At 35.9% G+C, this 24276-nt stretch carries 21 protein-coding genes and 1 tRNA gene; 7 read left to right on the top strand and 15 right to left on the bottom strand.

Going from position 1 to position 24276, the window contains the following annotated elements:
- Positions 1 to 32: 32 nt before the first annotated feature.
- Positions 33 to 317, bottom strand: coding sequence for a co-chaperone GroES (gene groES, locus BUB96_RS06285; protein WP_073297916.1), 285 nt, complete (start codon positions 315 to 317; stop codon positions 33 to 35).
- A gap of 258 nt (positions 318 to 575) precedes the next feature.
- Here groES and BUB96_RS06280 point away from each other — a divergent pair, with 258 nt between their 5' ends.
- Positions 576 to 794 carry a hypothetical protein gene (locus tag BUB96_RS06280; protein ID WP_073297914.1) on the top strand — a complete coding sequence of 73 codons (219 nt, stop codon included), beginning with the start codon at positions 576 to 578 and terminating at the stop codon, positions 792 to 794.
- Between the two features lie 175 nt (positions 795 to 969).
- On the opposite strand, the gene BUB96_RS06275 is transcribed toward BUB96_RS06280, so the two are convergent.
- A complete protein-coding gene (locus BUB96_RS06275; RefSeq protein ID WP_073297912.1) occupies positions 970 to 1623 on the bottom strand; it encodes a redox-sensing transcriptional repressor Rex in 654 nt (217 codons plus the stop codon).
- A 298-nt stretch (positions 1624 to 1921) separates the two neighbouring features.
- Between BUB96_RS06275 and BUB96_RS06270 the strand changes: the two genes are divergently transcribed.
- Positions 1922 to 3919 carry an ABC transporter ATP-binding protein gene (locus BUB96_RS06270; protein ID WP_073297979.1) on the top strand — a complete coding sequence of 666 codons (1998 nt, stop codon included), beginning with the start codon at positions 1922 to 1924 and terminating at the stop codon, positions 3917 to 3919.
- 73 nt (positions 3920 to 3992) lie between these two features.
- On the opposite strand, the gene BUB96_RS10410 is transcribed toward BUB96_RS06270, so the two are convergent.
- The 5 genes from BUB96_RS10410 to tsaB all read right to left on the bottom strand — a co-directional run bounded on the left by BUB96_RS10410 (position 3993) and on the right by tsaB (position 8672).
- On the bottom strand, positions 3993 to 5741 hold the full coding sequence (locus BUB96_RS10410) for a DUF2207 domain-containing protein (RefSeq protein WP_159431727.1): 1749 nt from the start codon (positions 5739 to 5741) through the stop codon (positions 3993 to 3995).
- 68 nt (positions 5742 to 5809) lie between these two features.
- On the bottom strand, positions 5810 to 6811 hold the full coding sequence (gene tsaD / locus BUB96_RS06260) for a tRNA (adenosine(37)-N6)-threonylcarbamoyltransferase complex transferase subunit TsaD (RefSeq protein ID WP_073297910.1): 1002 nt from the start codon (positions 6809 to 6811) through the stop codon (positions 5810 to 5812).
- Positions 6812 to 6873: 62 nt separating this feature from the next.
- Positions 6874 to 7368: a ribosomal protein S18-alanine N-acetyltransferase gene (gene rimI / locus BUB96_RS06255; protein WP_073297908.1), complete on the bottom strand. Its 495-nt coding sequence runs from the start codon at positions 7366 to 7368 to the stop codon at positions 6874 to 6876.
- Entirely contained in the window at positions 7346 to 7948 is a 603-nt protein-coding gene (rimI, locus tag BUB96_RS06250) for a ribosomal protein S18-alanine N-acetyltransferase (RefSeq protein ID WP_084136937.1), read from the bottom strand. Before rimI (BUB96_RS06250) ends, rimI (BUB96_RS06255) begins: the two co-directional genes overlap by 23 nt.
- On the bottom strand, positions 7935 to 8672 hold the full coding sequence (gene tsaB / locus BUB96_RS06245) for a tRNA (adenosine(37)-N6)-threonylcarbamoyltransferase complex dimerization subunit type 1 TsaB (RefSeq protein WP_073297906.1): 738 nt from the start codon (positions 8670 to 8672) through the stop codon (positions 7935 to 7937). Before tsaB ends, rimI (BUB96_RS06250) begins: the two co-directional genes overlap by 14 nt.
- Before the next feature lie 238 nt (positions 8673 to 8910).
- Between tsaB and BUB96_RS06240 the strand changes: the two genes are divergently transcribed.
- The 3 genes from BUB96_RS06240 to BUB96_RS06230 all read left to right on the top strand — a co-directional run bounded on the left by BUB96_RS06240 (position 8911) and on the right by BUB96_RS06230 (position 13329).
- Complete coding sequence (locus BUB96_RS06240; RefSeq protein ID WP_073297903.1) at positions 8911 to 11802, top strand: insulinase family protein; 2892 nt, start codon at positions 8911 to 8913, stop codon at positions 11800 to 11802.
- A 220-nt stretch (positions 11803 to 12022) separates the two neighbouring features.
- A complete protein-coding gene (locus tag BUB96_RS06235; protein ID WP_073297901.1) occupies positions 12023 to 12814 on the top strand; it encodes a tryptophan-rich sensory protein in 792 nt (263 codons plus the stop codon).
- A 44-nt stretch (positions 12815 to 12858) separates the two neighbouring features.
- Positions 12859 to 13329 (top strand): glutathione peroxidase, encoded by a 471-nt coding sequence (locus BUB96_RS06230; RefSeq protein ID WP_073297899.1) that lies wholly within the window; start codon positions 12859 to 12861, stop codon positions 13327 to 13329.
- A gap of 60 nt (positions 13330 to 13389) precedes the next feature.
- Here BUB96_RS06230 and BUB96_RS06225 read toward each other — a convergent pair whose 3' ends face one another.
- Complete coding sequence (locus tag BUB96_RS06225; protein WP_159431726.1) at positions 13390 to 14424, bottom strand: patatin-like phospholipase family protein; 1035 nt, start codon at positions 14422 to 14424, stop codon at positions 13390 to 13392.
- Positions 14425 to 15114: 690 nt separating this feature from the next.
- Here BUB96_RS06225 and BUB96_RS06220 point away from each other — a divergent pair.
- A tRNA-Lys gene (locus BUB96_RS06220) sits at positions 15115 to 15187 on the top strand.
- A 276-nt stretch (positions 15188 to 15463) separates the two neighbouring features.
- On the opposite strand, the gene BUB96_RS06215 is transcribed toward BUB96_RS06220, so the two are convergent.
- From BUB96_RS06215 to BUB96_RS06205, 3 genes are read right to left on the bottom strand one after another with little or no spacing between them, the layout of a single operon-like run.
- Complete coding sequence (locus tag BUB96_RS06215; protein ID WP_084136931.1) at positions 15464 to 16156, bottom strand: SGNH/GDSL hydrolase family protein; 693 nt, start codon at positions 16154 to 16156, stop codon at positions 15464 to 15466.
- Between the two features lie 14 nt (positions 16157 to 16170).
- Positions 16171 to 17667, bottom strand: a complete 1497-nt coding sequence (gene galT, locus BUB96_RS06210) for a UDP-glucose--hexose-1-phosphate uridylyltransferase (protein ID WP_143274289.1) — start codon at positions 17665 to 17667, stop codon at positions 16171 to 16173.
- A gap of 21 nt (positions 17668 to 17688) precedes the next feature.
- Positions 17689 to 18855 (bottom strand): galactokinase, encoded by a 1167-nt coding sequence (locus BUB96_RS06205; protein ID WP_073297895.1) that lies wholly within the window; start codon positions 18853 to 18855, stop codon positions 17689 to 17691.
- Between the two features lie 152 nt (positions 18856 to 19007).
- Between BUB96_RS06205 and BUB96_RS06200 the strand changes: the two genes are divergently transcribed.
- A complete protein-coding gene (locus tag BUB96_RS06200; RefSeq protein WP_073297893.1) occupies positions 19008 to 19718 on the top strand; it encodes a zinc metallopeptidase in 711 nt (236 codons plus the stop codon).
- Positions 19719 to 19824: 106 nt separating this feature from the next.
- On the opposite strand, the gene BUB96_RS06195 is transcribed toward BUB96_RS06200, so the two are convergent.
- The 4 genes from BUB96_RS06195 to cdaA all read right to left on the bottom strand — a co-directional run bounded on the left by BUB96_RS06195 (position 19825) and on the right by cdaA (position 23927).
- Positions 19825 to 20604, bottom strand: a complete 780-nt coding sequence (locus tag BUB96_RS06195; RefSeq protein WP_073297891.1) for a DUF975 family protein — start codon at positions 20602 to 20604, stop codon at positions 19825 to 19827.
- A gap of 86 nt (positions 20605 to 20690) precedes the next feature.
- Positions 20691 to 22043 (bottom strand): phosphoglucosamine mutase, encoded by a 1353-nt coding sequence (glmM, locus tag BUB96_RS06190; RefSeq protein ID WP_073297888.1) that lies wholly within the window; start codon positions 22041 to 22043, stop codon positions 20691 to 20693.
- A gap of 35 nt (positions 22044 to 22078) precedes the next feature.
- Positions 22079 to 23038: a CdaR family protein gene (locus BUB96_RS06185; RefSeq protein WP_073297886.1), complete on the bottom strand. Its 960-nt coding sequence runs from the start codon at positions 23036 to 23038 to the stop codon at positions 22079 to 22081.
- A gap of 22 nt (positions 23039 to 23060) precedes the next feature.
- Complete coding sequence (gene cdaA, locus BUB96_RS06180) at positions 23061 to 23927, bottom strand: diadenylate cyclase CdaA (RefSeq protein ID WP_073297884.1); 867 nt, start codon at positions 23925 to 23927, stop codon at positions 23061 to 23063.
- Positions 23928 to 24276: the final 349 nt, after the last annotated feature.

Genomic DNA, 24276 nt, shown 5'->3' with positions numbered 1-24276 from the left:
ATTTTTTCTATTTATGTTATTATTTGGATAGATTATTCAGCAACTGCAATAATGTCTGTGTCTTTAACAACTAAATACTCTGTACCTTCGTATTTAACTTCGCTGCCAGAGTATTTTTCAAAAAGAACTTTGTCCCCTACATTGACTTCTATAGTAGAACGCTCGCCACTATCTAATAATTTCCCTGCACCCACTGCAACAACTATTGCAAATTGAGGTTTTTCTTTTGCTGAATCTGGTAATACAATGCCACTTGGAGTTGTTGTTTCTTCTTCAACAAGCTCAAGTAATACACGATTTCCTAATGGTTTTAACATTTCTTTTCCCTCCAAAATATAATCTTTCATTTAAAAATTAGCACTCGACACCTTCAAGTGCTAATCACATCTATTAGTATAGGAAAAAAATATGAATTATGCAAGAGGGATCTCTTGAAATTCATCAGAATAAAATGTGAAAATATTTTGATTTTCTTTATTTATTTCTTCTATTCGGCTTTAGTATTTAAACATCTAAACGTATTGTGTTATTATAAGTAAGAATATTACAGAGTAATAAAGTTAGGAGTTTACTTTTTGAATCAAAAAAATTTGTTAGGACCTATTATTATCCGTTTTTTATTTTTTGCCGTTAATTTCTTTTTCTTAGTCCAAATTAATGGCATTGATGGTTGGGGTTTTTTGTCCGTTTTACTCGCATTTTTCGCAACCCGAGATTTCGTGCAAGGTGTACGTTTAGCCCAAATTTATTATCATCTTTCTAAAAATAGTAATGATCAAGATAAAAAAGATTAAACTAAAACTCCTTTCCAATTTGGATGGGGGTTTTATCATTATCTTGTTCTTTTTAAACTTAAAAAATTGTCTTTATCCTAAGGAGTCGATGTTTTTTCATCCTCACTCCTCACTTTAAATTTTTCCAATAAAAAAATTCCTTCTTATTTTAAGAAGAAATTTTTTATTTAATGAGTTATTCCATGTCTTCATCCATAATTGAATCGCTATATTGGACAAAATAAATAAGCGATTGTAATTCATTACTTAAATCCACATTTAAAATACGAACTGTATCGGGTACGGTTAAGCGCAAAGGTGTAAAGTTCATGATTCCTTTTACCCCTGCCTCCGCTAAGTCGTCTGCAATTTCTTGTGCTCCCGGTCCAGGAACTGCAATAATAGCAACCTCAAATTGTTGGGCTTCTACCTGTTCTTTTAATTCATCTCGATGATAAATCGGAACCCCTTCATAAATAGTATTGACAATCTCTTCATCAATATCAAAGCCTGCACTAATTCGAATACTATTTTGACCTTGGAAATTGTAATTTAATAAGGCTCGTCCTAAATGACCTACTCCAATGATGGCAACATGAGTGAGTTGTTCTTGATTTAATTGTTTACTGAAAAAGTTCATTAAATCTTCCACATCATAGCCATATCCACGTTTTCCTAAAGCACCGAAGTAAGAAAAATCACGGCGAATAGTAGCACTATCAATTTTTACAGCTTCGCTTAAGTCTGCAGAAGAAACTTTCTTTTTCCCTGAACTAAATAGATATTTTAAATATCGATAATATAGTGGCAATCTTTTAGCAGTTGCCTTAGGAATTTTTTTATCATTCATTATAATTCTCCGTTCCTATTCTGATATCTTCTAATGTTCAAATCACTTCGATAAAATGAAATATAGTGAATTCACAAACATAGATTATAGTTTCTATCTATTAGTCATTATACCAAGACAAATTCTACAAAGAAAGACATCCAGGCATTTTTTTCACAATTTCACATAAGTAAAGAAAAATTGCCCCAAAGCGTTTACATTCGCACTCTTTTCCTTGCGATATCCCTCACGATCACAATTGGTAATCTTTCGAGATTGTGATAAAATAAAGAAGTATTCTAGAAATGAGGAAATTTTAATTATGCTTTTACAAACACAAAATGTTACCCGTCGATTTGGTGGTGAAGAATTATTCAATGGTATAACTTTTGAAATTAAAGAAAATGCCCGTATTGGCTTAGTTGGCCGAAACGGAGCTGGAAAATCAACACTTTTAAAAATCTTAGCAAATATAGAAGCTCCTGATGAAGGACGCGTCATGCGTAAAAAAGATTTAACTATTGGCTTTTTAGATCAACATGGAGGGTTAGAATCTAATCGAACGATCTGGGAAGAAATGAAACATATCTTCGCTCCAGTCCTTGAAATTGAAAAACGATTACGAGCTGTTGAACAAAAAATGGCGACTGAAGATTCTTCTGACGAAGCTTCTTTTCAAGAGTTACTAAAAGAATATACCCGTCTACAAGAAACTTTCGAACAGCAAAATGGTTACGGATATCGCAGCGAAATAAAAATGGTTCTCCACGGGTTTAAATTTTACGAAGAAGATTATGATAAACCTATCGCCTACCTTTCTGGAGGACAGAAAACACGTTTATCTTTAGCCAAATTACTTTTACAGAAAAAAGACTTGCTGATCCTTGATGAGCCGACCAACCATTTGGATATCGAAACTCTCTCTTGGCTGGAAAATTATCTCACTAATTACACAGGAGCTTTAGTCATTGTTTCCCATGACCGCTATTTTTTGGATAAATTGACTATCGAAACTTATGAATTAAGCTATGGACAGATATATTATTTTAAGGGAAATTATTCAAGATACCTTAAACAAAAAGCAGCTCATATTGAAAAGCAGACCAAAGATTATGAAAAACAACAAAAAGAAATCGCGGAAATGGAAGACTTTATTGCGCGAAACCTTGTCCGAGCTTCAACCACTCGGCGAGCGCAATCTCGACGAAAGCAATTAGAAAAAATGGATCGTATTGAAAAACCGTTGGGAGATGAACGCTCGGCCTTCTTTTCCTTTAGCCCAGAGCGGCAATCAGGAAATATTGTGCTTCAAACAAAAGATCTAACAATCGGCTATAGTCAAAATGATGTATTGAGTCGAGAGATTGATTTGGATATTCGTAAAGGTGACGTTATTGCATTGATTGGACCGAACGGAATTGGAAAATCAACCCTGCTTCGAACGCTAGTTAAACAGATTGACCCGGTTGGCGGAGAGTTTGAATATGGAACAAAAGTAGATATTGGATATTATGAACAAGAACAAGAAAATCTAAATCCCTCAAACACAGTCTTAAAAGAAGTTTGGGATGAACATCCGCTAATGACTGAAGAAACCGTTCGAACGTTTCTAGGAAGTTTTTTATTTAGAGGAGAAGATGTTGAAAAAACTGTTTCTACGTTAAGTGGTGGTGAACGAGCCCGTGTTTCTTTAGCAAAACTAGCATTAAATCATGATAATTTCTTAGTCTTGGATGAACCGACGAACCATTTGGATATCGATTCAAAAGAAGTTTTAGAAAATGCTTTAATCAATTACCAAGGGACATTGCTTTTTGTTTCTCATGACCGCTATTTTATCAACCGTTTAGCGACTAAAGTTTTAGAAATAGGTCCTAATGGTACGACTCTTTATTTGGGTGATTATGACTACTACCTTCATAAAAAAGAAGAACTTTACGAACAGCAACAAGCAAAAGAACAAGCTGTTTTAAATGAAAAAAATTCCCATACTGATTCTTTAGAACATTCCTCTAAAGAAAACGAACAGGATTGGGTGGATCGTAAAGAACAAAAACGTCAAACTCGTCGTCTTAAACGCGAAATTTCTTCTATAGAAGAAAAAATAGCAGCGATCGAAGAAGACTTAGAAAATTTTACAAATGAAATGAATCAACTTTCTAATAGCGAAGAGGTTTTAAAAAGTGGCCTTTCTGCAGAAGCCCATCATTCATTAAATGAATTATCAAAGTCATTTGACGAAAAAAGTAAAGACCTTGAAGATTTGTATGAGAAATGGGAAATTCTTCATCTAGAACTTGACGAATATACAGAATAAAAAGATAAAAGGGCTAGTGAAGGAAAACTTTCCATTCACTAGCCCTCTTTATATTCATTTATGCTTTGCTTAATTAGCGGGATCCGCCACCGCCTCCACCGCCAGCGCCTGCTCCTCCCCCACCTGAGGAGAAGCCTCCGCCACCGGTACTGGAGTAACCTGCGGATTGCATCCCAGTTGTATTACTGATGTACATATAATGCCAACCATAGTAACGGCCATATACATAAGGATAGGTTTTTTCTAAATAAGCCCAAGTGCTAGGCTCGAATTCTTCTAAATATTTAACAACTTCTTCCGCTTTACCAAATAAAGCCGCCCAGACAATAAGTTCTTGCCAATTTTCAAAATCTGTTAAAGATAATTCATCAATCTTTTTAATAAAGTTATCAAATTGAATAATCTCGTTAACAGTATTCTCACCTTTTTCTGTGAGTGATTCAATATCTACAGACATTCCATAGACTTTTTCCTCTTTTAGGGTCATATAGTCATTTTGATCGAGCCAATCTAGAGAGACTTCATCTAAAAGTTGAACAAGATCATTGACACTTTCTGCATTGTCCTCTGACCAATCTGTAACGTCTTTACCTTCAATAAATCCATCTTGATCCGCGATTTCTAATAAGATTCCCCAAATAACTTCTTCTAGTGTGCTCTCTCCTATTTCAAATAAATCAACGTATTCATCAAAGGATAGTAGATTGATTTCAATCTCTTCTTTAAAGTTTCTAATTTGTATTTGGCCGGTTGTTTTAGGACCTAACAAGAAACGATCTTTCTCATCGGTTTCGATTTGTAGGCGATCTTCAAAGGACCAAATGAGAAGATACGCAAAGAAATAATTGGCGAACCCGCCACCATCTAGAACAACTCTCTTCAATAGATATGCATAGTCTCCAATATCTCCATTAAGCTTTGGTGGATTCTGAGAAGTCTTCCCTTTATTTTTACTGATCCATTCTGTGGAATAAAAATGATTGTTTTCTTTACGCTTTTTTCGAGTTTTAAGTCCGTAAGCAGCAGAACCTCCTGCTATTCCTACACCCATGATTCCCATTCCTGAAAGCAAAACGATTAACCAAGTAGGCATGGGCTCTTCATCGTTATAAGAAGAACCTTCTGTTGCCATCTCTTTTTGTTCAGCTAAAGTCATATCGACCGTTGAACGGGTGTTAAACGTTCCTGATGGGAATTGAGTTAAAACAATCACATCATTTGAGTCCGTTAGTCCATAACCGGTCCATTCCAAATGACCATCAACAATATCAATCGGTCCTTCAAAGCCAAACCCATAAAAGTCAAGAATCTCTTCGTCTAAAGGAAAAGGAGCATGGACTTCTAAAGTCATTTTGTCTGTAGGATGAGAAAGGAAGGTGTCAAAGTTCCAAAATAGAGCTTGACCATCTTCTAATTCACGAACCATATTTGAAAGGGAGTAGGTCACATTATACTCTTGTAGACCATAATCACTAATTCCCCAAGCTAATTCATACCCATCATCGACATCTATCAATCCATAATGATAGGCTTTATCTTCAAAGGAAGCATCGATATCCCAATCAGGTTCTTCGGTAAAACCTTCCACTTGAAAATCTAGCAATTCTGAATCTTGTAAATTATTCAATTGAATATAAAGTTCTGTATCTTCATACATTTCAGTTTCACGATTTTCGCGAATCGTTGCTGAACCATCTTCATGTAGTTCAACATCAATATGGATATCTTTTATTTTATTTTCTTGAGCCGAAACGACGTAACCAATAGGCATGATAAATAAAAAAATGATAGCAGTCATAATAAACTGTAAAAACTTACGCATTCCTTCACCTCTATTTATTTGTCATTTTTTTCTGCATCTTCTTTATTTTTATAATCGTTTAATTTAGTCTACAAAGTTAACCCTGGTTGTGCATTAAGAGCAAGGTTGGCTGTATGATTCTTTTCCAGTTCAAGGAAAGCAGCAGCCCCAATCATTGCAGCATTATCTCCGGTTAATGAGAGCGGTGGAATAACTAAGCAAACATTCTCTAATTGCTCTTCAACCGCTTTTGAAAGTCCCTCACGAAGACCGGAGTTTGCAGCAACACCTCCCGCTAGAATAATTTGTTTAACTGGATATTCTTTAGCAGCTCGTATGGTTTTGTCTATTAAGACATCCACTACCGCATATTGAAAACTGGTTGCTAAGTCATTGTGATTGAGCTCTTCGCCTTTTTGCTTTGCGTTATGAACGGTATTAATAAAGGCCGATTTTAACCCACTAAAACTAAAGTCATAATTATCTTCATGAATCATCGCCCGTGGAAAATTAAAGGTGTCTTCCCCTAATTGCGCCATTTCATCAATATACTTTCCACCCGGATAAGGAACACCAAGAACGCGGCCAATTTTATCATACGCTTCCCCTGCTGCATCATCGCGAGTTTCACCAATAATTTCAAAAGCCCCGTGTTCTTTCATATAAACAAGTTCTGTGTGCCCCCCACTCACAACAAGGGCCAATGATGGAAATTCAAGAGGCTCAATTAATTGGTTTGCATAAATGTGTCCTGCTAGATGATTCACCGGAATTAGCGGTAGATCATGCGCAAAAGCAATCGCCTTCGCCGCATTCACCCCTACAAGTAAAGCGCCCACTAGACCTGGACCTTCTGTCACTGCTACCGCATCCAAATCCTCAAAAGTAACTTTTGCTTCTTTCATAGCCTCTTCAATAATTAACGTAATATATTCTACATGATGGCGACTAGCAATTTCAGGGACAACACCGCCAAAACGTTTATGACTATTTATTTGAGAAGCGACAATATTTGATTTGATGGTATCGCCATTTTCAATAACAGACGCACTTGTTTCATCACAACTTGTTTCGATTGATAATATTAACAATTTCGTTTCTCCCTCCTACAACATTTCTTCTACAGTCTATTTCTTTCAAAAGTTAAAGCCCTTTAAATGTTTAATTGCATGACAATCGCATCTTCAATCGGCTTACTATAATAGGCTTTTCGTAGAGCGATTTCTTCAAAACCGATTTTTTTATATAAACCGATTGCTGGGACATTGGATACACGCACTTCTAAATAAAGGGTTTCTACTTCGCGTTTCCGACAATATTCAATCAATTGCTCAAAAAGTTGGTAAGCAATATGGCCCTGTTTATAGTCTTCATCCACGACAATCATATAAATATCCACTTCTGATAAAGCAATAGAAGCAATAAGGAAACCAATTGTTTTTTCCTTTGAATGCTCATTGATGCTCGCTGTGAAAACCACCACATTTTCCGCTTCTAGCGTATGATAAAAATGCTGGGTTTCCCACGGAGATTCGTTTTTAAACCCCGCCATGGCTATTTTATATAAAGTCGCTGCCCAATCTTTTCGATTTTTATCTGATGGAATTTTCTGAATGTTTAGGTAATTATTTGATTTGTTGGTATTCATTGTACTCATCCATTTTATTTAAATTCATCCGCATATCTAACGCATCTTCTCCATTATTATGGTAATAATTTTTCTTGATTTTCCCATCTTGAAAACCAATTTTTCGGTATAAGCGTTTGGCGCCTTCATTAGACATTCGGACTTCTAGAGTCATGACTACTCGCTGAAGTTTTCTCCCAATATCTGCAGCCATTAAAATTAAAAAAGTGGCTAATCCTTGCTTTTGATAAGCAGGAATGGTTGCAATATTTGTAACGTGCACACTTTCTGGACGCAATGAAACCCCAATAAAAGCAATCGGTAAGCCCACATGATAACTAATCAAGAAAAAAGACGTTCTCTTCCGCAACTCACTATGTACAGCTATCCTTCCCCAAGGCGCTTTTCCATCATAGCAAGCTTCTTGAATCTGAATGATGGCCTCTAAGTCGGCATTTGTCGCAAAAAATACTTCCGTAACTTCTCCATTTTTTAATCGATAGCTTTTTTGGAGTAGCATACTTTCGTCTACCATGGGTTGAAATAACACGTACTCAACCTCCTCTTTTTTCCCAGTAATCCATTCTTTAAATTTTCTCAACCCAGTTGCCTCCTTCAGAATCAGGATGCTCCTTCAACCAGTTTTCTTCTGCTTCGGCTAATTTCAAATAAGTCGGAGTGAATGAATGAGCTGACGTCGTTTCTTCTTTTTGGGCAAGAAAAGCTAACACAGAAGCTCGCGGTAAGTGTTGTTCAGGTCTAGCCAATCGAACTTGATCCCCTAATTTCTCGTGGAAAATTTCAAAAAAAGCTGAGGCATCCGCTCCGATTAATGTCAACGGACTCGACCACTCTCTTTGAGCCAACATCTCAGCCCATTGCTCCGCAGCCACATGCACTTCTTCCATAACTTCAAGAAGTTCTCCATCTTCTCCTCTTGTATATAAACCCGTATAAATATTTTGACGACGAGCGTCAAAAATCGGAAGTATCAGCTCACCCGTATGCTCATCCAAACGATTTCCAGCCACCACTTTCAAACTAGAAACCCCCACCAAATCAATACCTTTCGTCCAAGCCAATGACTTCGCAATGGTCACAGCAATTCGAAGACCCGTGTAAGATCCCGGTCCCTGAGCCACCGCGATCCGATCTATATCATCCAAAGAGAGTTTCGCTTGCTTTAGCACCTCATCAATAATAGGCATCAGTTGTACACTATGGTTTCGTTTCACATTAATCAATTGCTCTGCCAAAATTCGATCTCCCTCAACAACCGCGACACTCAAGGGCTGATTCGACGTATCAAATGCGAGTATTCTCATTCCTGTCACTCCAATTTCCTTTGACCTAATCTATTTTTCATTTCCTATTTTATCACAGATTAAAGGTGCATGGTAGATTTCTCTCTTTCCGCTTCGCAAATGAGTTAAAGAAACTTTCAGAAATTATTCTGACTATTTTTATTCCGTTTGTGTAAAGATAAATGCATTTTTTAGAATTTTGTGAGAAAATAGGAAGAACAAGCTAATAAATTAGATTTAAAGGAAGGGAAGCGAAAGAATGACTTTTAGAGAAGTAGAAAAACATGATTTACCAGATATTCAATCTGCTGGACACTTATATGAACATGAAGAAACAGGCGCTCAAGTTTTATATCTAAAAAATGATGACCCCAACAAATCGTTTACCATTGGTTTTAAAACACCTCCATACAATGATAATGGAATCACGCATATTTTAGAGCACTCGGTTTTAAATGGGTCTAAAAAATATCCTTCCAAAGAACCTTTTGTTGAACTCATCAAAGGCTCTTTGAATACCTTTGTGAATGCGATGACTTTTTCAGATAAAACAATTTATCCGGTCGCTTCGACCAATCAAAAAGATTTTCGTCACTTAATGGGTGTTTATTTGGATGCGGTTTTCCAACCTTTATTTATTGAAAATCCCCAAATTCTAGCTCAAGAAGGTTGGCACTATCATTTAGAAGATCCCGAAGACGATTTAATCTATAAAGGCGTTGTGTATAACGAAATGAAAGGGGCGTTTGGTTCCCCAGAACGTCAGCTCTACCAACAAATTTCTGCACAACTTTATCCAAATAGTATTTATCGCTATGAATCTGGAGGAGATCCAGCGGCTATTCCTGGCTTAACTCAAGAAGAATTTGTAGACTATCATAAAAAATATTACCATCCATCAAATTCTTTCACTATCTTGTATGGTGATTTGGAAATTGATCAGGCATTTGCTGACTTAGAAGAATACTTTAGCGGCCATGGGAAGCTGTCTGAAGAGATCAATTTAGCTTTTGACCTTTCCCAACCTGAGGCAATTGAATTTGAAGACTCCTATTCAATTACTGCTGGCGATGATCCAAAAGATAAAGACTATCTCGCCATTGGTTGGCATGTTGCAGACCCTACACAGGCATTGGATAGTTTTGGTTTGAAGGTCCTTGAAGAAATTCTACTCGGTAACAATCAATCTCCTCTTAAAAAGGCTTTACTAGATGCGAATATTGGAGGCGATATTGATGGAGGTTCAGAAGAATTAGGTTACCCTACAGCATTTTTTGTCTCTGCAAAATATTCAGACACGCAAAAAATGATGAAATTCAATGAGGTCTTAATTGAAACTTTACAAAGCCTTGTAGAAAATGGCATCGATCCAGAATTAATTGAAGCTTCCCTAAATAAAATTACCTTTCAAACAAAGGAAGCAGCAATATCTGAAGACAACCCACGAGGTGTTTTATATGCAATCACAGCATTAAGCACTTGGTTATATGGTGAAGATCCTTATGTGAACTTAGAATTTTCAAAATATTTAGACCAATTGGCTGAACTTGCAAATACAGGTTATTTCGAAAAACTAATTGAAGATAAATTATTAAACAATCCACTCCGTATTGAAATTTCACTTAAAGCAGAACCAGGTAAAAATGATGAGAATGAAGCGGTTGTCCTTAGAGAACTACAAGAATTCAAATCAAACTTATCCACTGAAGAAATTAATACGCTCGTCAAAGATACACAAGACTTGATTAAACGACAAGATGCTCCTGATAGACCGGAAGATTTAGCTAAAATTCCAACATTAAAACGAGATGATTTAACTACAAACGTTCCTGATTATCCTTTGACAGAATCTTCTTTTTATACAGAAACAAGCTTCTACCATGCGGAACAATTTACTGCAGGAATTGACTATGTTAGTTTATATTTTGATCTTCGTGATTTTGAAGCTGAAGAATATGAAGCTTTAGGTTTCCTAAGCAATTTATTATCAAATTTAGGAACTGAAAAATATGATGTAGCTAAATTACAAACTGAACTAGATACCCATACAGGTGGAATTTATGGAACCCTTTCTATTTTTGAAGACCAAGAAGGAAAAGTTCAACCTTACTTTGTTTTAAAAGGAAAAGCTTTGGAAGGCTCTTTTGACCGCTTAGCTGAGTTATTAAAAGAAATTGTAACAGCTACAGACTTTACAGATACACTTGAAATTAGTAAAATTACACAACGGCTTATTTCAGGCTTTGAGGGGGCTATCAATAATCGTTCGCATGTTTTAGCCGCCAATCGAGCCCTCAGTCAGATTCGTCCTGCAACTAAATTAGGCGAATTATCTGGTGGGATTGATCAATTTAATTATCTAAAAGCTGTTAGAGAAGAAGTCAAAGGAGAAGCTACGAACTTAAGCTTACAGCTCTCCCATTTACTTCGTCGTTTACTTAATAAAAATCGCTTAAACGTCTTATATACGGGAGAACAAAGTCGTGTTGCGACAGTGAAAGAGACCTTGCAAGATGCTTTTATAGGGTTAAGCGATGAACCGCTCGGCGCAGCGATTGATTATCAACCAGGGATTAAACAAAATGAAGCTTATGTTACTGCCCAAGATGTGAATTATGTGGGCATCGGCGCTGATGCGAAGAATATTTTAGATTTTACTGGAGCTTCTAATGTTTTAGCAACGGCTATTCGCTACGATTATTTATGGAATCACATTCGTGTGAAAGGTGGAGCTTACGGTTCTCTTTATACTCATCGCAGAAATGGGAATTTTGCTCTTGGCTCTTATCGTGATCCAAACTTACGCGCTACTTTAGATGTTTATCGAAATCTTCCAGAATATGTAGAGAATTTATCGATTTCAGAAGATGAATTAAATAAATATATTATTGGGACGATGAGTCCACTGGAACAACCTAAATCGGCTGAAAGTAAAGGTTTGGCTGCTTTAAGTCGGTTGAAAAATGATATTTCAAGAAAAGATCTTGTGAAGCTAAAAGAAGAAATTCTTGCAACCGAAGTCGATGATCTAGCTAAATTAGCAAACGATATTCAAAATGTTTTAGAAGATGATACAGTCGTCGTTATCGGAAATAAAACGCAGATTGAAGCTGAAGAAGCATTATTTGATGAAATCTTTACTCTGTACTAAATTGATTGGATAAACATAAGAAACTGGGAGATCCCTTATGGTCTTCCAGTTTTTTTGAGAGGAATCCTTATCTTACAAGGCTTAACTTTTGTACTAAAACAAAAGCATGCTAAACTTAATTTTAGAAGAAAGCGTTTGTTGTGATTATCTGTGATCCTTTGGCAGATGAGCTGGGAAATGTTTGGTTGTTTGGAAAAGAATATAGAAAGTAGGGGTTTATATGAAAACAAAGACAAAAGCGTGGATCAACATTTTGCTCTTATTGTTAACTTTAGGCGTCAATTTTTTAGGTGGAACCGGTAAGATTAATAACGCTTCTCAGCAAGATGTTTCAGATATGTATCATACGCTCATTACGCCAGCTGGTTTTACTTTTAGTATTTGGGGCGTTATTTATGGGTTACTGTTAATTAGTTTAGTTGTGATGCTGATTAAGGAAAAAGACTCTTATTATCAAGCCGCTATTGACCGAATAACTCCACTTCTTTGGATCGCTTTTGTTACAAATATGATATGGATTGTAACCTTTTCTTATCTACAAATTGGGATTTCGACAATTTTTATTTTTATTTATTTGATTAGTTTAGCGATCATTGTACAAAGGCTACGTCATTTAAATAACCATAAATACTGGCTCTTGCCACTAACCTTTGGATTAAATACCGGTTGGTTATTTATTGCCACGGTGGTTAATATAGCCGCTTACCTTGTTCAAATTGAATGGGATGGCTTCGGGCTGGCTGAAGATACTTGGGCGTTAATTATCATGATCGTTGCTTTACTACTAGCTATTTTTGTTCAGTTCCAAGTGAAAAATGCTGCTTTTTCTCTTCCAATTGCTTGGGCATTTTTTGGTATTTATCAAGAATTACACACAACCGGAGCCTATCCTACTCTTGGGATTCTTGCGTTGATTAATTTAGGTATATTAATTCTTTTAGCTATATATTCTTTTATTCGTAACCAATACAGTATTTATCCTTTACGACAAGGATATAGGGCTTATAGGTAAGTTTATAAAAAGTGACAGATTTCGAATTCTATTGGAGGTAACATATGGAAATTTATAATATTGAAGTGACTCTTGAAAATGGAGAAAGTTATACTTTAGATCAATACAAAGGAAAAACGATGCTTATTGTTAATACGGCTACAAAATGCGGATTAGCGACTCAGTTTGAAGCTTTACAAGAACTTTATGATAAATTTAAAGACCATGATTTTGTTCTTTTAGGTTTTCCATCAAATCAATTCAAGCAAGAAGTTGATTCCGCAGATGAAGCAGCCGCTGCTTGCCGTTCAGAATATGGTGTGACGTTTCCTATGCATGAAATTGTTGCTGTAAATGGAGACGAAGCCCATCCGCTTTTTAAATTATTGACTGAAGAAACAAAAGGAGTCTTTGGCAAAGCCATCAAATGGAATTTCACAAAATTTTTAGTAGATAAACGGGGAAACATTATCACTCGCTTTGCCCCAACGACTACTCCTTTATCCTTTCAAGATGAAATTCAAGCAATTTTATAGTCTGTTTTTTCTTTAAAAAAAGAGCCTAGTGACCAGGCTCTTTTTTTGCTTTATAACCTTTTAAATTTTAGCTTTCATCCGATTCCATAAATCAATCATCTGATCTTTCATTGTAACAGGTTTTTCTATGATAATCTCAACAGAAGAAGCTGAATCTTTCTTCTCATCCTCTTCCCTTTTAGGCACTATTTCTTCGAAAATATTTGACGTATCCAGCGGATGGTCTTTTACATAGTCTATTCCTGCCTGAATAATTGGTTTACTATCGCCAAATTCAAATAATCCCGGAAGCTTTACATCTAAAAAATAATTCAAATCTACATTTTTAGCTAAAATCTCTTCTTGATTTTTAACCATAATACGGATAGAACGCAAAGCAATATCTAACCGTTTATCTAATGGACCCGTTTTTTCTAGCATCGGAATACGAATTGCCACCACATGCTCAATTTTTTCTTTAGAAAATAAAGCCGCTGGAGAATTCATCATCAAACCACCATCGACTAACTGATAATCGTCTATTTTTACGGGACTTAAAATAATAGGATAAGCGCTTGAAGCTAAACAAGCTTGAACGAGTGGAATATCCTCTTCGTAAAATTTAGCATTTTTGTAAACCGGTCGAAAATATTCCGGCTGATTTGAGAAAATAATCAATTGATTACTAATAATATCTACCGCTGGAATAGCAAGAGGCTTTGGAATATCAGAAAGCATGACTTCCCCATATAATTTACTGACCGGACGAATCACCTCTGCTAGTTTATCTACTAATACGAGTCCCATAGGCTTTCGTAAAGAAAATAAACTTAAAACTGCTTGTGGTCCAAATAAACTACTTTCATTAATCGCTTGGTCGGTAGCATAAATAACTTCATAGACTTCATCTGAAGAAAGACCACTAGCAACTGCCGCGGCTAAAAAAGAACCCATGGATGTTCCGGTCACAGCATCGATCTCTATTCCTTGCCTTTCTAAATCCGCATAAGCAGCTACTTCTGCCCAAGACTGAACGCCACCACCTGCAAAACTTAGACCTACTGTTTTTTGACGTTTCGTTTGCTTTTGATAATCTATTTTAATCTCCTCCTTCAAACACAAACTGAACAATTTCTCTTATATTTCCTATTGTATAGAAATTTATGCCTTTATAAAAATAAGAACCCTTTAAAAGAAGGTTTGTCTAAAATTTTAATGGCTTTTTATAGATTGCACACCACTTGCACGTTTTTATTTGAGTTTTGTGCGAGATAGAAGATTCTGCACGCTTTTATTTTATTTTTCTGCGTGATAGAAAGTCCTGCACGTTTTTATTTGAATTTTGTGCGTGATGGAAGGATCTGCGCGTTTTTATTTGAATTTTGTGTGTGATGGAAGACTCTGCACGTTTTTATTTGAATTTTGTGCGTGATGGAAGGATCTACGCGTTTTTATTTGAATTTTGTGCGTGATGGAAGGATCTGCGCGTTTTTATTTGGATTTTGTGCGTTTAGAAGGTTTCTGTACGCTTTTATTTTATTTTTATGCGTGATAGAAAGTTCTGCACGCTTATATTTGGATTTTGTGCGTGATGGACATCGCCACGGTACTTTTAGGACTCTTTTAAAGTGGCTAGAAAAGTTTAATGAAAGTAAAGCCTAAGGAAATTAAATTCTGGGAACAAAAAGGAGTCAAAACACTCTCCACAAGAAAAATTCGATACACACAAATTTATCTCTTTACATTTTTTCTAAGCAGCGTTATAATATTTAACAGTTGTCATGAAGTTAATCAACGACACACAAAGGACCGCTAGCTCAGTCGGTAGAGCAACGGACTCTTAATCCGTGGGTCAAGGGTTCAATCCCCTTGCGGTCCATAATTAATTATTAAGTTCCATAACACGAAATAAACAGCGCTAAATTAGCATTTAAGCAATTAAAAAATAATCTGTTTTTTTGGAATACCAAGTATTTAGATTTTATCTAAACACTTTTTATATCATAAAAGAAGGTTCCTACAATTTTTTGTTGATTATAGGAACCTTCTTTTTGTATTTTTCATTTAAAAAATAATTAAAATTTAAAAGAGAGAATACAGAAAATTAAATCTGTATTCTCTCTTTTCATATATTTACATGCTTTAACCTAAACATTTATAGGTCTAGATGATGAAGCCATGCATCCGCAATTAAAGCATGACCCGTTAATGTGGGATGTACTCCATCGTCTCCAGTATAGGTTTGAAAATCGTTCTCAATTCCTTTGGCATTCAACGTTCCGTCTAAAGGAATAAATGCAGCATGGTAATCATTGGCTAGGCGACGAACGATTTCAATTCTAGGATCTAAATGAGCACGCCAATTTTGACGATCTCTTGGATAAGGGAGAACAAAAGGTTCCATTAAAACAACGCGGGCATCTGTTCTTTGTGCTAATGATTTTAATAAATAACGATAATGATCTTCAAATTCTTGTAAATCGTCTTCGGTCTCTCCTAATCCAGCATCCATGGTGCTCCAAACATCATTAATACCAATTAAAATAGACACCACGTCAGGATTTAATTCTAAACAGTCTTGTTCCCACCGCTTCTTTAAATCGCTCACTTTATCGCCACTAATCCCCCGATTTAATATCTTTAAATCATAATTTGGGTATTTATGCAGTAAGTGAGCCGCTACTAAAGTGGGATAACCATGTCCTAAATCCTCATCGATTTCACGATCTCGATTCACGTCGGTGATACTGTCACCAATAAATAGGATGGTATTATTTGGTTCAATTTTTATTTGTTCTGTACGTCGTTTACTATCGATATCTTGATTTAATAATTCTTGTTTATCCATTTTATTCACCATTTTTATATTAATGTTTTTTCAATAAATTGAATAAAGGCTGCTTGTCCTTCTTCGTCTGTTTTAAAGACTCCCGCATTTTCTAGTACTTCTAAAAAGACTTCCGCTACGCCTGCTTGAACAATCTGTTTTGCATGTTCTTCAGTAACTTCTTGGTTTGCTTCTTTTAATTGATTGGCCCATTCTTGATGAATAGCTGCCACTTTTTCGCGTTTTCCTAGAAGGAATTCTTCAACTTCATAAAGTTCATCTTTCAAACGTGGAGGCAAAATTGCTAGCCCCATCACTTCAATCAAACCGATATTTTCTTTTTTGATATGTTGTACATGAGGATATGGATGGAAGATTCCATCTGGATATTCTTCTGACGTTCGATTATTTCTAAGGACCACATCTAACTCATACAAGTCACCATTTCTACGAGCAATAGGTGTTACCGCATTGTGAGGCGTTTGTTCCGTATAGGCATGAATACCGACAGACTCATCCGAATAATTTTCCCAAGCTTTCATGATCTTACCGGCTGCTTGAGCCACTTCTTTTGAATCTTTACCTCGTAAACGGATGGCTGACATGGGCCATTTTAAGATACCAGCTTCAACATTTGGTGTTTCGGCCATTTCAAATTCATAGACATAGGGTGCATCTTGAATTGGAAAATGATGACGTCCTCCTTGATAATGGTCATGACTTAAAATAGATCCGCCAACAATAGGTAGCCCCGCATTAGAACCTACAAAATAATGGGGAAATTGGGTGATGATCTCAAGCAAATTATCAATGGCATGAATACCAACATCCATTGGGCGGTGTTCAATCGCTAAAAAGATGGAATGTTCATTATAATAAGCATAAGGAGAATATTGAAAGCCCCATTCGTCTCCATTTAAGTCCATTCGAATAATTCGATGATTCGTTCGTCCAGGATGGGTGAGATTTCCATTAAATCCTTCATTTTCGACAACCAAAGCATTTGCTGGATAGTTTAAAGCTTTTTTATTTTCTAACGCTAATGCAATTTCTTTTGGATCTTTTTCTGGTTTTGATAAATTAATGGTTATTTGGATTTCACCATATTCTTCATGAGTATATGTAAATGCAATATTTTGAGCAATCTCCCGTGTCTTAATATAGTTATTACGTTTACTCATTTCAAAAAAGTTGTCCGTTGCTAACTTAGGAGCCGTTTGGTAATCTTCCCAGAATATTTGGTTCACTTCCGATGGGCGTAATGTCACTAGATCCATAATTTTAGAAGACAATACATCCCGAGTAGCTGCTAAATCTTCAATGATTCCTTCTGCTACTGCATATTCAACTAGCTCATCTAAAATTTTTAAACGAGATTTTGGCAAGTCGGTTAGATCTTTTGATTTTTCATAACTTTCTACTTGCAAAAGATCTAGCAAACGGTTCGTTATATAATACTCATCCAATGGGTTTAAATCGCCAATGCTTAAACTCTTTTGAATAAATCCTGTAATTAATTGATTAATGTTCATTTCTACGCTCCATTTTCATCCTTAAATTTTTTGTGCGCCGTCTTCTGTTTCCGCAATATAAAATTCTGGTGCAAAATCAAATTCTTCTTCATAATCTGCACCCACATGGTCTATAAATGCATCTACTTCGTCATTTTCGACAATCGCAATACAGCAACCTCCGAAACCACCACCGGTCATACGTGCACCAAGGACACCTTCTTGTTTCCAAGCAGAACGCACGAGGAAATCTGTTTCTTTAACAGTAACTTCATAATCTTTATGCAATGAAAGATGTGATTCATTCATTAATTGCCCAAAAGCTTCTAGTTGATTATTTTTCAATGCTTCGGCTGCTTTTTCTGTTCGTACGTTTTCATATACCGCATGTTTAGCTCGACGGGCAACCACAGAATCTGTAATCGCATATTTATATTTTTCAAACTCGCTTTCAGAAAGGTCTCCTAAGCTTGAAATAGAAACAACTTTTTGTAACATTTCTAAAGCTTCCTCGCATTGTTCGCGGCGTGTATTATATTCGGAATCGACTAATTCTCGACGAGTGAGAGAATTCATAATAATAATTTTATGATCCGGTAGGTTTAAAGGAATTTGTTCATATTCTAACGTATTTGTATCTAATAATAAAGCATGCCCTTTTTTGGCATTTGCTATAATAAATTGATCCATAATTCCTGAATTTAAATTTAGAAACTTGTTTTCAACCCGCATTCCAAGTTTTGCAATGGTCTCTCCACTTAAGTTCGCTTGATATAAGTCATTGGCGATAACGCCCGTCAGTACTTCTAAAGAAGCGGATGAAGATAAGGATGCGCCATTTGGTATCGTTCCATAAATGAAGAGGTCAAAACCATGCGAGAAATTACCCAATTTTTCTTGGATGTATAATAGCATTCCCTTTATATAATTTGTCCAGCTACTCTCTTTTTCATAGACAATACCTTCTAAAGAGAAAGAAAAAGTTCCTAATTCTGGTAAATTATCGGAAAAAGCATAAACCATCTTATCTTCTCGTGGCGCTACTACTGCATAAGTTCCCATAGTGATTGCACATGGGAAAACTTTTCCTCCATTATAGTCAGTGTGTTCGCCAATTAGATTAATTCGCCCCGGCGAGAAGTAGAGATTTTCTGTTGGATAACCATAAATATCTTCGAAACGTTGGAGTAAATCTTTTGTGTGATTCATATCAATAGTCCTTTCTAAAATATCCTTTTTATAAAAATTGTTAATACTTTATTCAAACTAAACTCATTTTCTATTCTTAGGTCTGTGCTATAATGGGTACAAATGTAAGAAATTATTCAATTTATTAAATATGAGAAGGAGTTGATTTCATTATGTTTTATCCTTTTTACTTTGATTCAACCTATATACTCGTAATTATTGGTTTAGCTATTTCTGGATTAGCTTCTAGTTATGTACAGAGCACATTTAATCGCTATAGTGACGTGCATACAAAACTTGGTTATAATGCCTCTGAAATCACGCGTTATATTCTTGATTATGCTAATTTAGAAAATGTGGAAATTGAGCGGGTTCCTGGCAACTTAACCGATCATTACGATTCCAATAATAAAGTCTTGCGTCTATCTGATGCGACTAACGACTCAACATCCGTTGCAGCGATTGGAGTTGCTGCTCACGAGGCGGGACATGCTTTACAAGATCGTGATAATTATATTTATTTACGTTTGCGTAGTGCGTTAGTTCCCATTACCAATATCGGTCAAACGGCTGCTTTTCCTATTTTATTAGTAGGTGCTATTATCGGTCCTGGAGCTGGTCAAACCTTAATTAATCTTGGATTAATCTTATTTTCATTGACTTTTATCTTCCAAATTGTGACCTTACCTGTTGAGCTCAATGCTTCTAACCGCGCTTTATCTATTTTGGAAGCAGAGCAAATTTTGGTTGGAGATGAATTAGAAGGTGCAAATAAAGTCTTACGTGCAGCTGCTTTAACGTATGTTGCTGCAGCTATTGCTTCTTTCTTAAATGTCTTCCGTCTCTTTTTACTTTTCGGCGGCGGCAACAGAAGAAGGAATTAATTCACGTATACAATTGTATCATCTTAAGCGATGTAAGTGTATTCTTAATTGAAAATAAGTAAAAAAAGCGTGAACCCTTTAATGCGGTTCACGCTTTTTTCATGCTCTAAAAATCTTCAAAATCTCTGAAATCATCGGGATTTTGTCCAACCTCTTCATAAGGATCGGACGGTTCCCGATAATTTTTATCTCTTGTTTGTTCTTCATCTGCGCTAGACATATACATAGAACCCGCAATATTTTCATAGAAAACAGTATAAGCCATTGAAGTATAAGGATTCAACCAAATAAATAAAACACCGATCGTCAAAAATCCGAGAAAATACCAGCCAATAAAACTAAGGTGAAGGGTAAATAAATCTAAACGATATCCTTTCATTAAACGTTCACTTTCTCGCATACATTCTTTCGCAGTCGGTTGTACACCTGTTCGATCCACAATATCTTTATAGATATATTCAGCTTGTGAATAAGAATAAGCTTTAAGAATCCCCGGAACAAGTAAAAGAAGTGACCATAGAAAAATATAAAAATACTTGGTTACTTTAATCAATAATAAATTTGTAAAATATTTTTTGCGAAACGCTTTGATAACTCCTTGAAGCGGATCAATAAATTCAATTCGCTGACGAATAAAATCTAAAAATGTAAAACTCACACCAAGAAGTAAAAAGGTATGAATAATATTCAAAAATACATCTACTAAATCTGCAATTAATGTTTGATTCATTGGATCCCGAGCGGTCGTTCCAACAAAAAAGACTGAAAATAAACTGGGAATTAACGCAAGAATCACAGCTGACCGCCAATTTCCTCGTAGCTGTGCTTTTGCTTCTCTTTTAATATCTCCTGATGTATAGAGAACATCTTGTGTAATAAAATTCACGTAACAATCTCCTTTTTAAGAAAATATCCATCTACAATAAATCGATCAAAGACGACATAAAGTCAAAAAGTTAAAGCGATTTTTCTCTAATCTTCTAATCCAAATTCTTCCCGGACAACATCAGCTATTCTTGTACAGTATTCTGTAACTTTTTCTTGAGTAGGGGCTTCTGTCATCACACGTAATAAAGGCTCTGTTCCACTTGCTCGGACCAATACACGCCCGTCTCCAGCCATTTCTTCTTCCACTTCATCAATGACTTTTTTAACACGTGGATGTTCCATCACTGCCTCTTTATCTGTTACTCGGACATTGATTAATTCTTGAGGATATGTAGTCACTTCGGCCGCTAATTCTGATAAAGGTTTTCCAGTATCTTTTAGAACATGAAGCAATTGAATACCTGTTAATAAGCCATCTCCTGTGGTTGAATGGTCTAAAAACACTACGTGCCCTGACTGTTCCCCACCTAAGTTATAGCCATTTTCACGCATCTCTTCCACTACAAAGCGATCGCCTACTTTTGTTTTAACCGATTTAATCTCTTGTTCTTCCAGTGCATGATAAAAACCAATATTACTCATTACTGTTGAAACAACGGTTGAATTTTTTAAGAGACCATTATCATTCAAGTATTTTCCACAGATATAAAGAATTTTATCCCCGTCTACGATATTTCCATTCTCGTCGGCTGCGATTAATCGGTCACCATCTCCATCAAAGGCTAGACCTACATCCGCTTCTTTTTCAGTCACGGTTTCAGCCATTAATTTTGGATGAGTGCTTCCTACTCCATCATTGATATTTAACCCATCTGGAGAATCGCCTACTACAAAAAAGTCGGTCTCTAAATCTGCAAATAATCGATTGACAATGGGACTGGTTGCACCATTTGCTGCGTCTAAAACGACTTTAATTCCTGATAAATCTCCTGAAATAGTTTGTTTTAGATATTGAACATATTTTAAAACACTCTCTTTATATTCTTCAGCATTTCCAATTCCGTCTGCACTAGGACGAGGTAAGTCATCGCCAGCTGCATTCGCTAATTCTTCAATTTCCCTTTCTTGTTCATCTGAAAGTTTGAAACCATCTGATCCAAAAAACTTAATACCGTTATCCTCTGCAGGATTATGTGAAGCTGAAATCATAATCCCTGCTGTCGCGTTTTGTTGGCGCGTTAAGTAAGCCACTCCAGGTGTTGAAATAACACCTAAACGAAATACTTCTGCTCCAATCGATAATAAACCGGCTACTAATGCATATTCCAACATACGCCCACTGATTCTTGTATCTCTTCCAACAAGAACACGAGGTCTGTCTTCTTCAATATGTTGGGCTAAAACATAACCACCGAAACGTCCTAATTTAAATGCCATTTCTGGTGTTAATTCACTATTTGCAACTCCCCTAACACCATCCGTACCGAATTTAATCATTTAAAATACTCCTTTATTTTCAATTCATCTTGAATTTAATTATCTTTATTATTCGTTACATCAATTAAAACTTCAACACTCTCTTTATTAATTTCTTCAATCCCTTCTGGTAATGACTCAATAGGAACAGTCACCAAAGTTGACTCTGTAATATTATCAAAATCTACGGTAATTGGAAAGTTTTGTAATTCATCTATCGCATCTGGCTCTCCTCGAACAGTGACCGATTCAGCCTCTGAATTACTTAACTTCAACTCATAAGAGTAGCCAGAAGCCTTTCCAGATCCTTCTCTTAAAACAATTGGAACTTCTTTTTGAGTTCGAACAACAGGTGCATGAATTTCCACTTGACTTGGATTGGCATTTACATTCAATGGATTTCCATCTTTATCTAATACAAGAATAGGAGCTAACAACAAAATATCTTCATTAATTTTTGTTTCATCGGAAGCTATTTCAACAATGACTTTATCAATATTTTCCATCGTAGAAGCAGCTCCAGTTAAGCTGACTAAGTTATTTGATAAAGTCGGTTCTACAATTTCATAGCCTTCCGCAAGACTTAAGTCTTCAGAAATTTCCACCGCTATTTCATGTTGTTCCACTCTTTTTTCCTCAATGGTTAAGGTGACACGAGAAGGGCTCACACTAGCTGTTAAGTCACTGGATAAACCATTTACTTGTAATTCAATTTGGTGGGTTCCTTCCCCCAATTCATTTAGATCAGGCGTTTCCACTGTGAAATTTTGTGTCGCAACGGTTTGGAATAATACCGCTTGTGGCCCCTCGATTCGAACAGTCGCTGAATCAGGAATCCCCGAAACAAAAAAATGGTCACTATCAATATTGACTTCAATTGGTAAATTGGTAATAATTTCTGATCCGCTTATACTTGCACTATCTGTTGGGTTATTGGAGCGAAATCGTGTTTGATTTTCGTAATTCACAAATAAAAATAAACCCACCGCAAGAGCAATAGAAAATATACGTTTCATCCAAGGATTCTCAAAATTAATATTAATCCCCCCTCATAACCTTACGAATCATATCGGTTATGTTATTGATATGTTCCGCAAAGGCTGTTGTTTCTTTTTCTTCAGTTTCTGGTTGTAAGTGTTCTGTGAGATAATTTTGCATCTGTTCAACAGATAATTCCGGCATAAGGTTACTTCTGTGCGCGATACTAATATCGCCTGTTTCTTCGGAAACAACAATCGTAATCGCATCCGTTTCTTCAGAAAGACCGATCGCCGCACGATGTCTTGTTCCATATTTTTTAGGTATCGCCGCACTTTCAGATAACGGTAAATAACTAGCAGCCGAAGCAATTTTAAAATTCTTTAAAATCATTGCGCCATCATGCAAAGGCGTATTCGGGATAAAAGCATTAATAATAATTTCTGACGAAATTAAAGCGTCTAAAGGAATCCCCGTTTTGATATATTCACTAAGCGATGAATCCATTTCGATAGAAATAAGAGCCCCAATATGTCGTCTACTCATATAATGAACTGCTTCTGATATTTCATTAATAGTTTCATCGACAGGATTTGTTTTCTTACGAATAGAAAATAAACTACCTCGGCCAATATGTTGGAGCCCTCGACGCAGTTCTGGTTGGAAAATAACAATTAACGCAATCGCAGACCATTGAATAATAAAATTAACAATATATTCAGTGGTATGTAATTGAAAGATAGAGCTAATAAATTTGATAATGATAATAAATAGGATGCCTTTTAATAATTCTGTTGCTCTGGTCCCTTTTGTAATTTTAATTAATTGATAGATAAAGAAAGCAACGATGACAATATCTACCACACTTGCTAGTGTTGTCCAAGACCAAAGATTGACCCCATCAAAGTTCTCAAGCCATGTAAGCATGTTGCACCACTTTCATTAATTTTCTCGTGTTCCTAGTATATCATAGCTATGAAAAAATACGATCAAAAACAAGGTTTTTTTCATAATAAAGCCAATATTCTCATTCCTCCACAAACCATATTTCAAAATACGATAAAGAAAGAATAAAAAGGTAAAATCTGCTTCTGCCCCTTTAGATTCAAATAAAGTATCTGCAAATAATTATTAAAACGCTCATAGAAGAAGGCGTTTTTACGTCTGCATACACTTTTTTACTTTTTGTGTGCGGTAGACTACTCCTGCACACACTTTTTTACTTTTTGTGTGCGGAGATCACTTTTACACGCACTTTTTTGCTTTTTGTGTGCGG

The organism is Atopostipes suicloacalis DSM 15692 (assembly GCF_900129085.1).
Taxonomy (GTDB): Bacteria; Bacillota; Bacilli; order Lactobacillales; family Carnobacteriaceae_A; genus Atopostipes; species Atopostipes suicloacalis.
The sequence above is the reverse complement of the archived record's forward strand: the minus strand, read 5'-3'. Positions and strand labels throughout refer to the sequence as shown.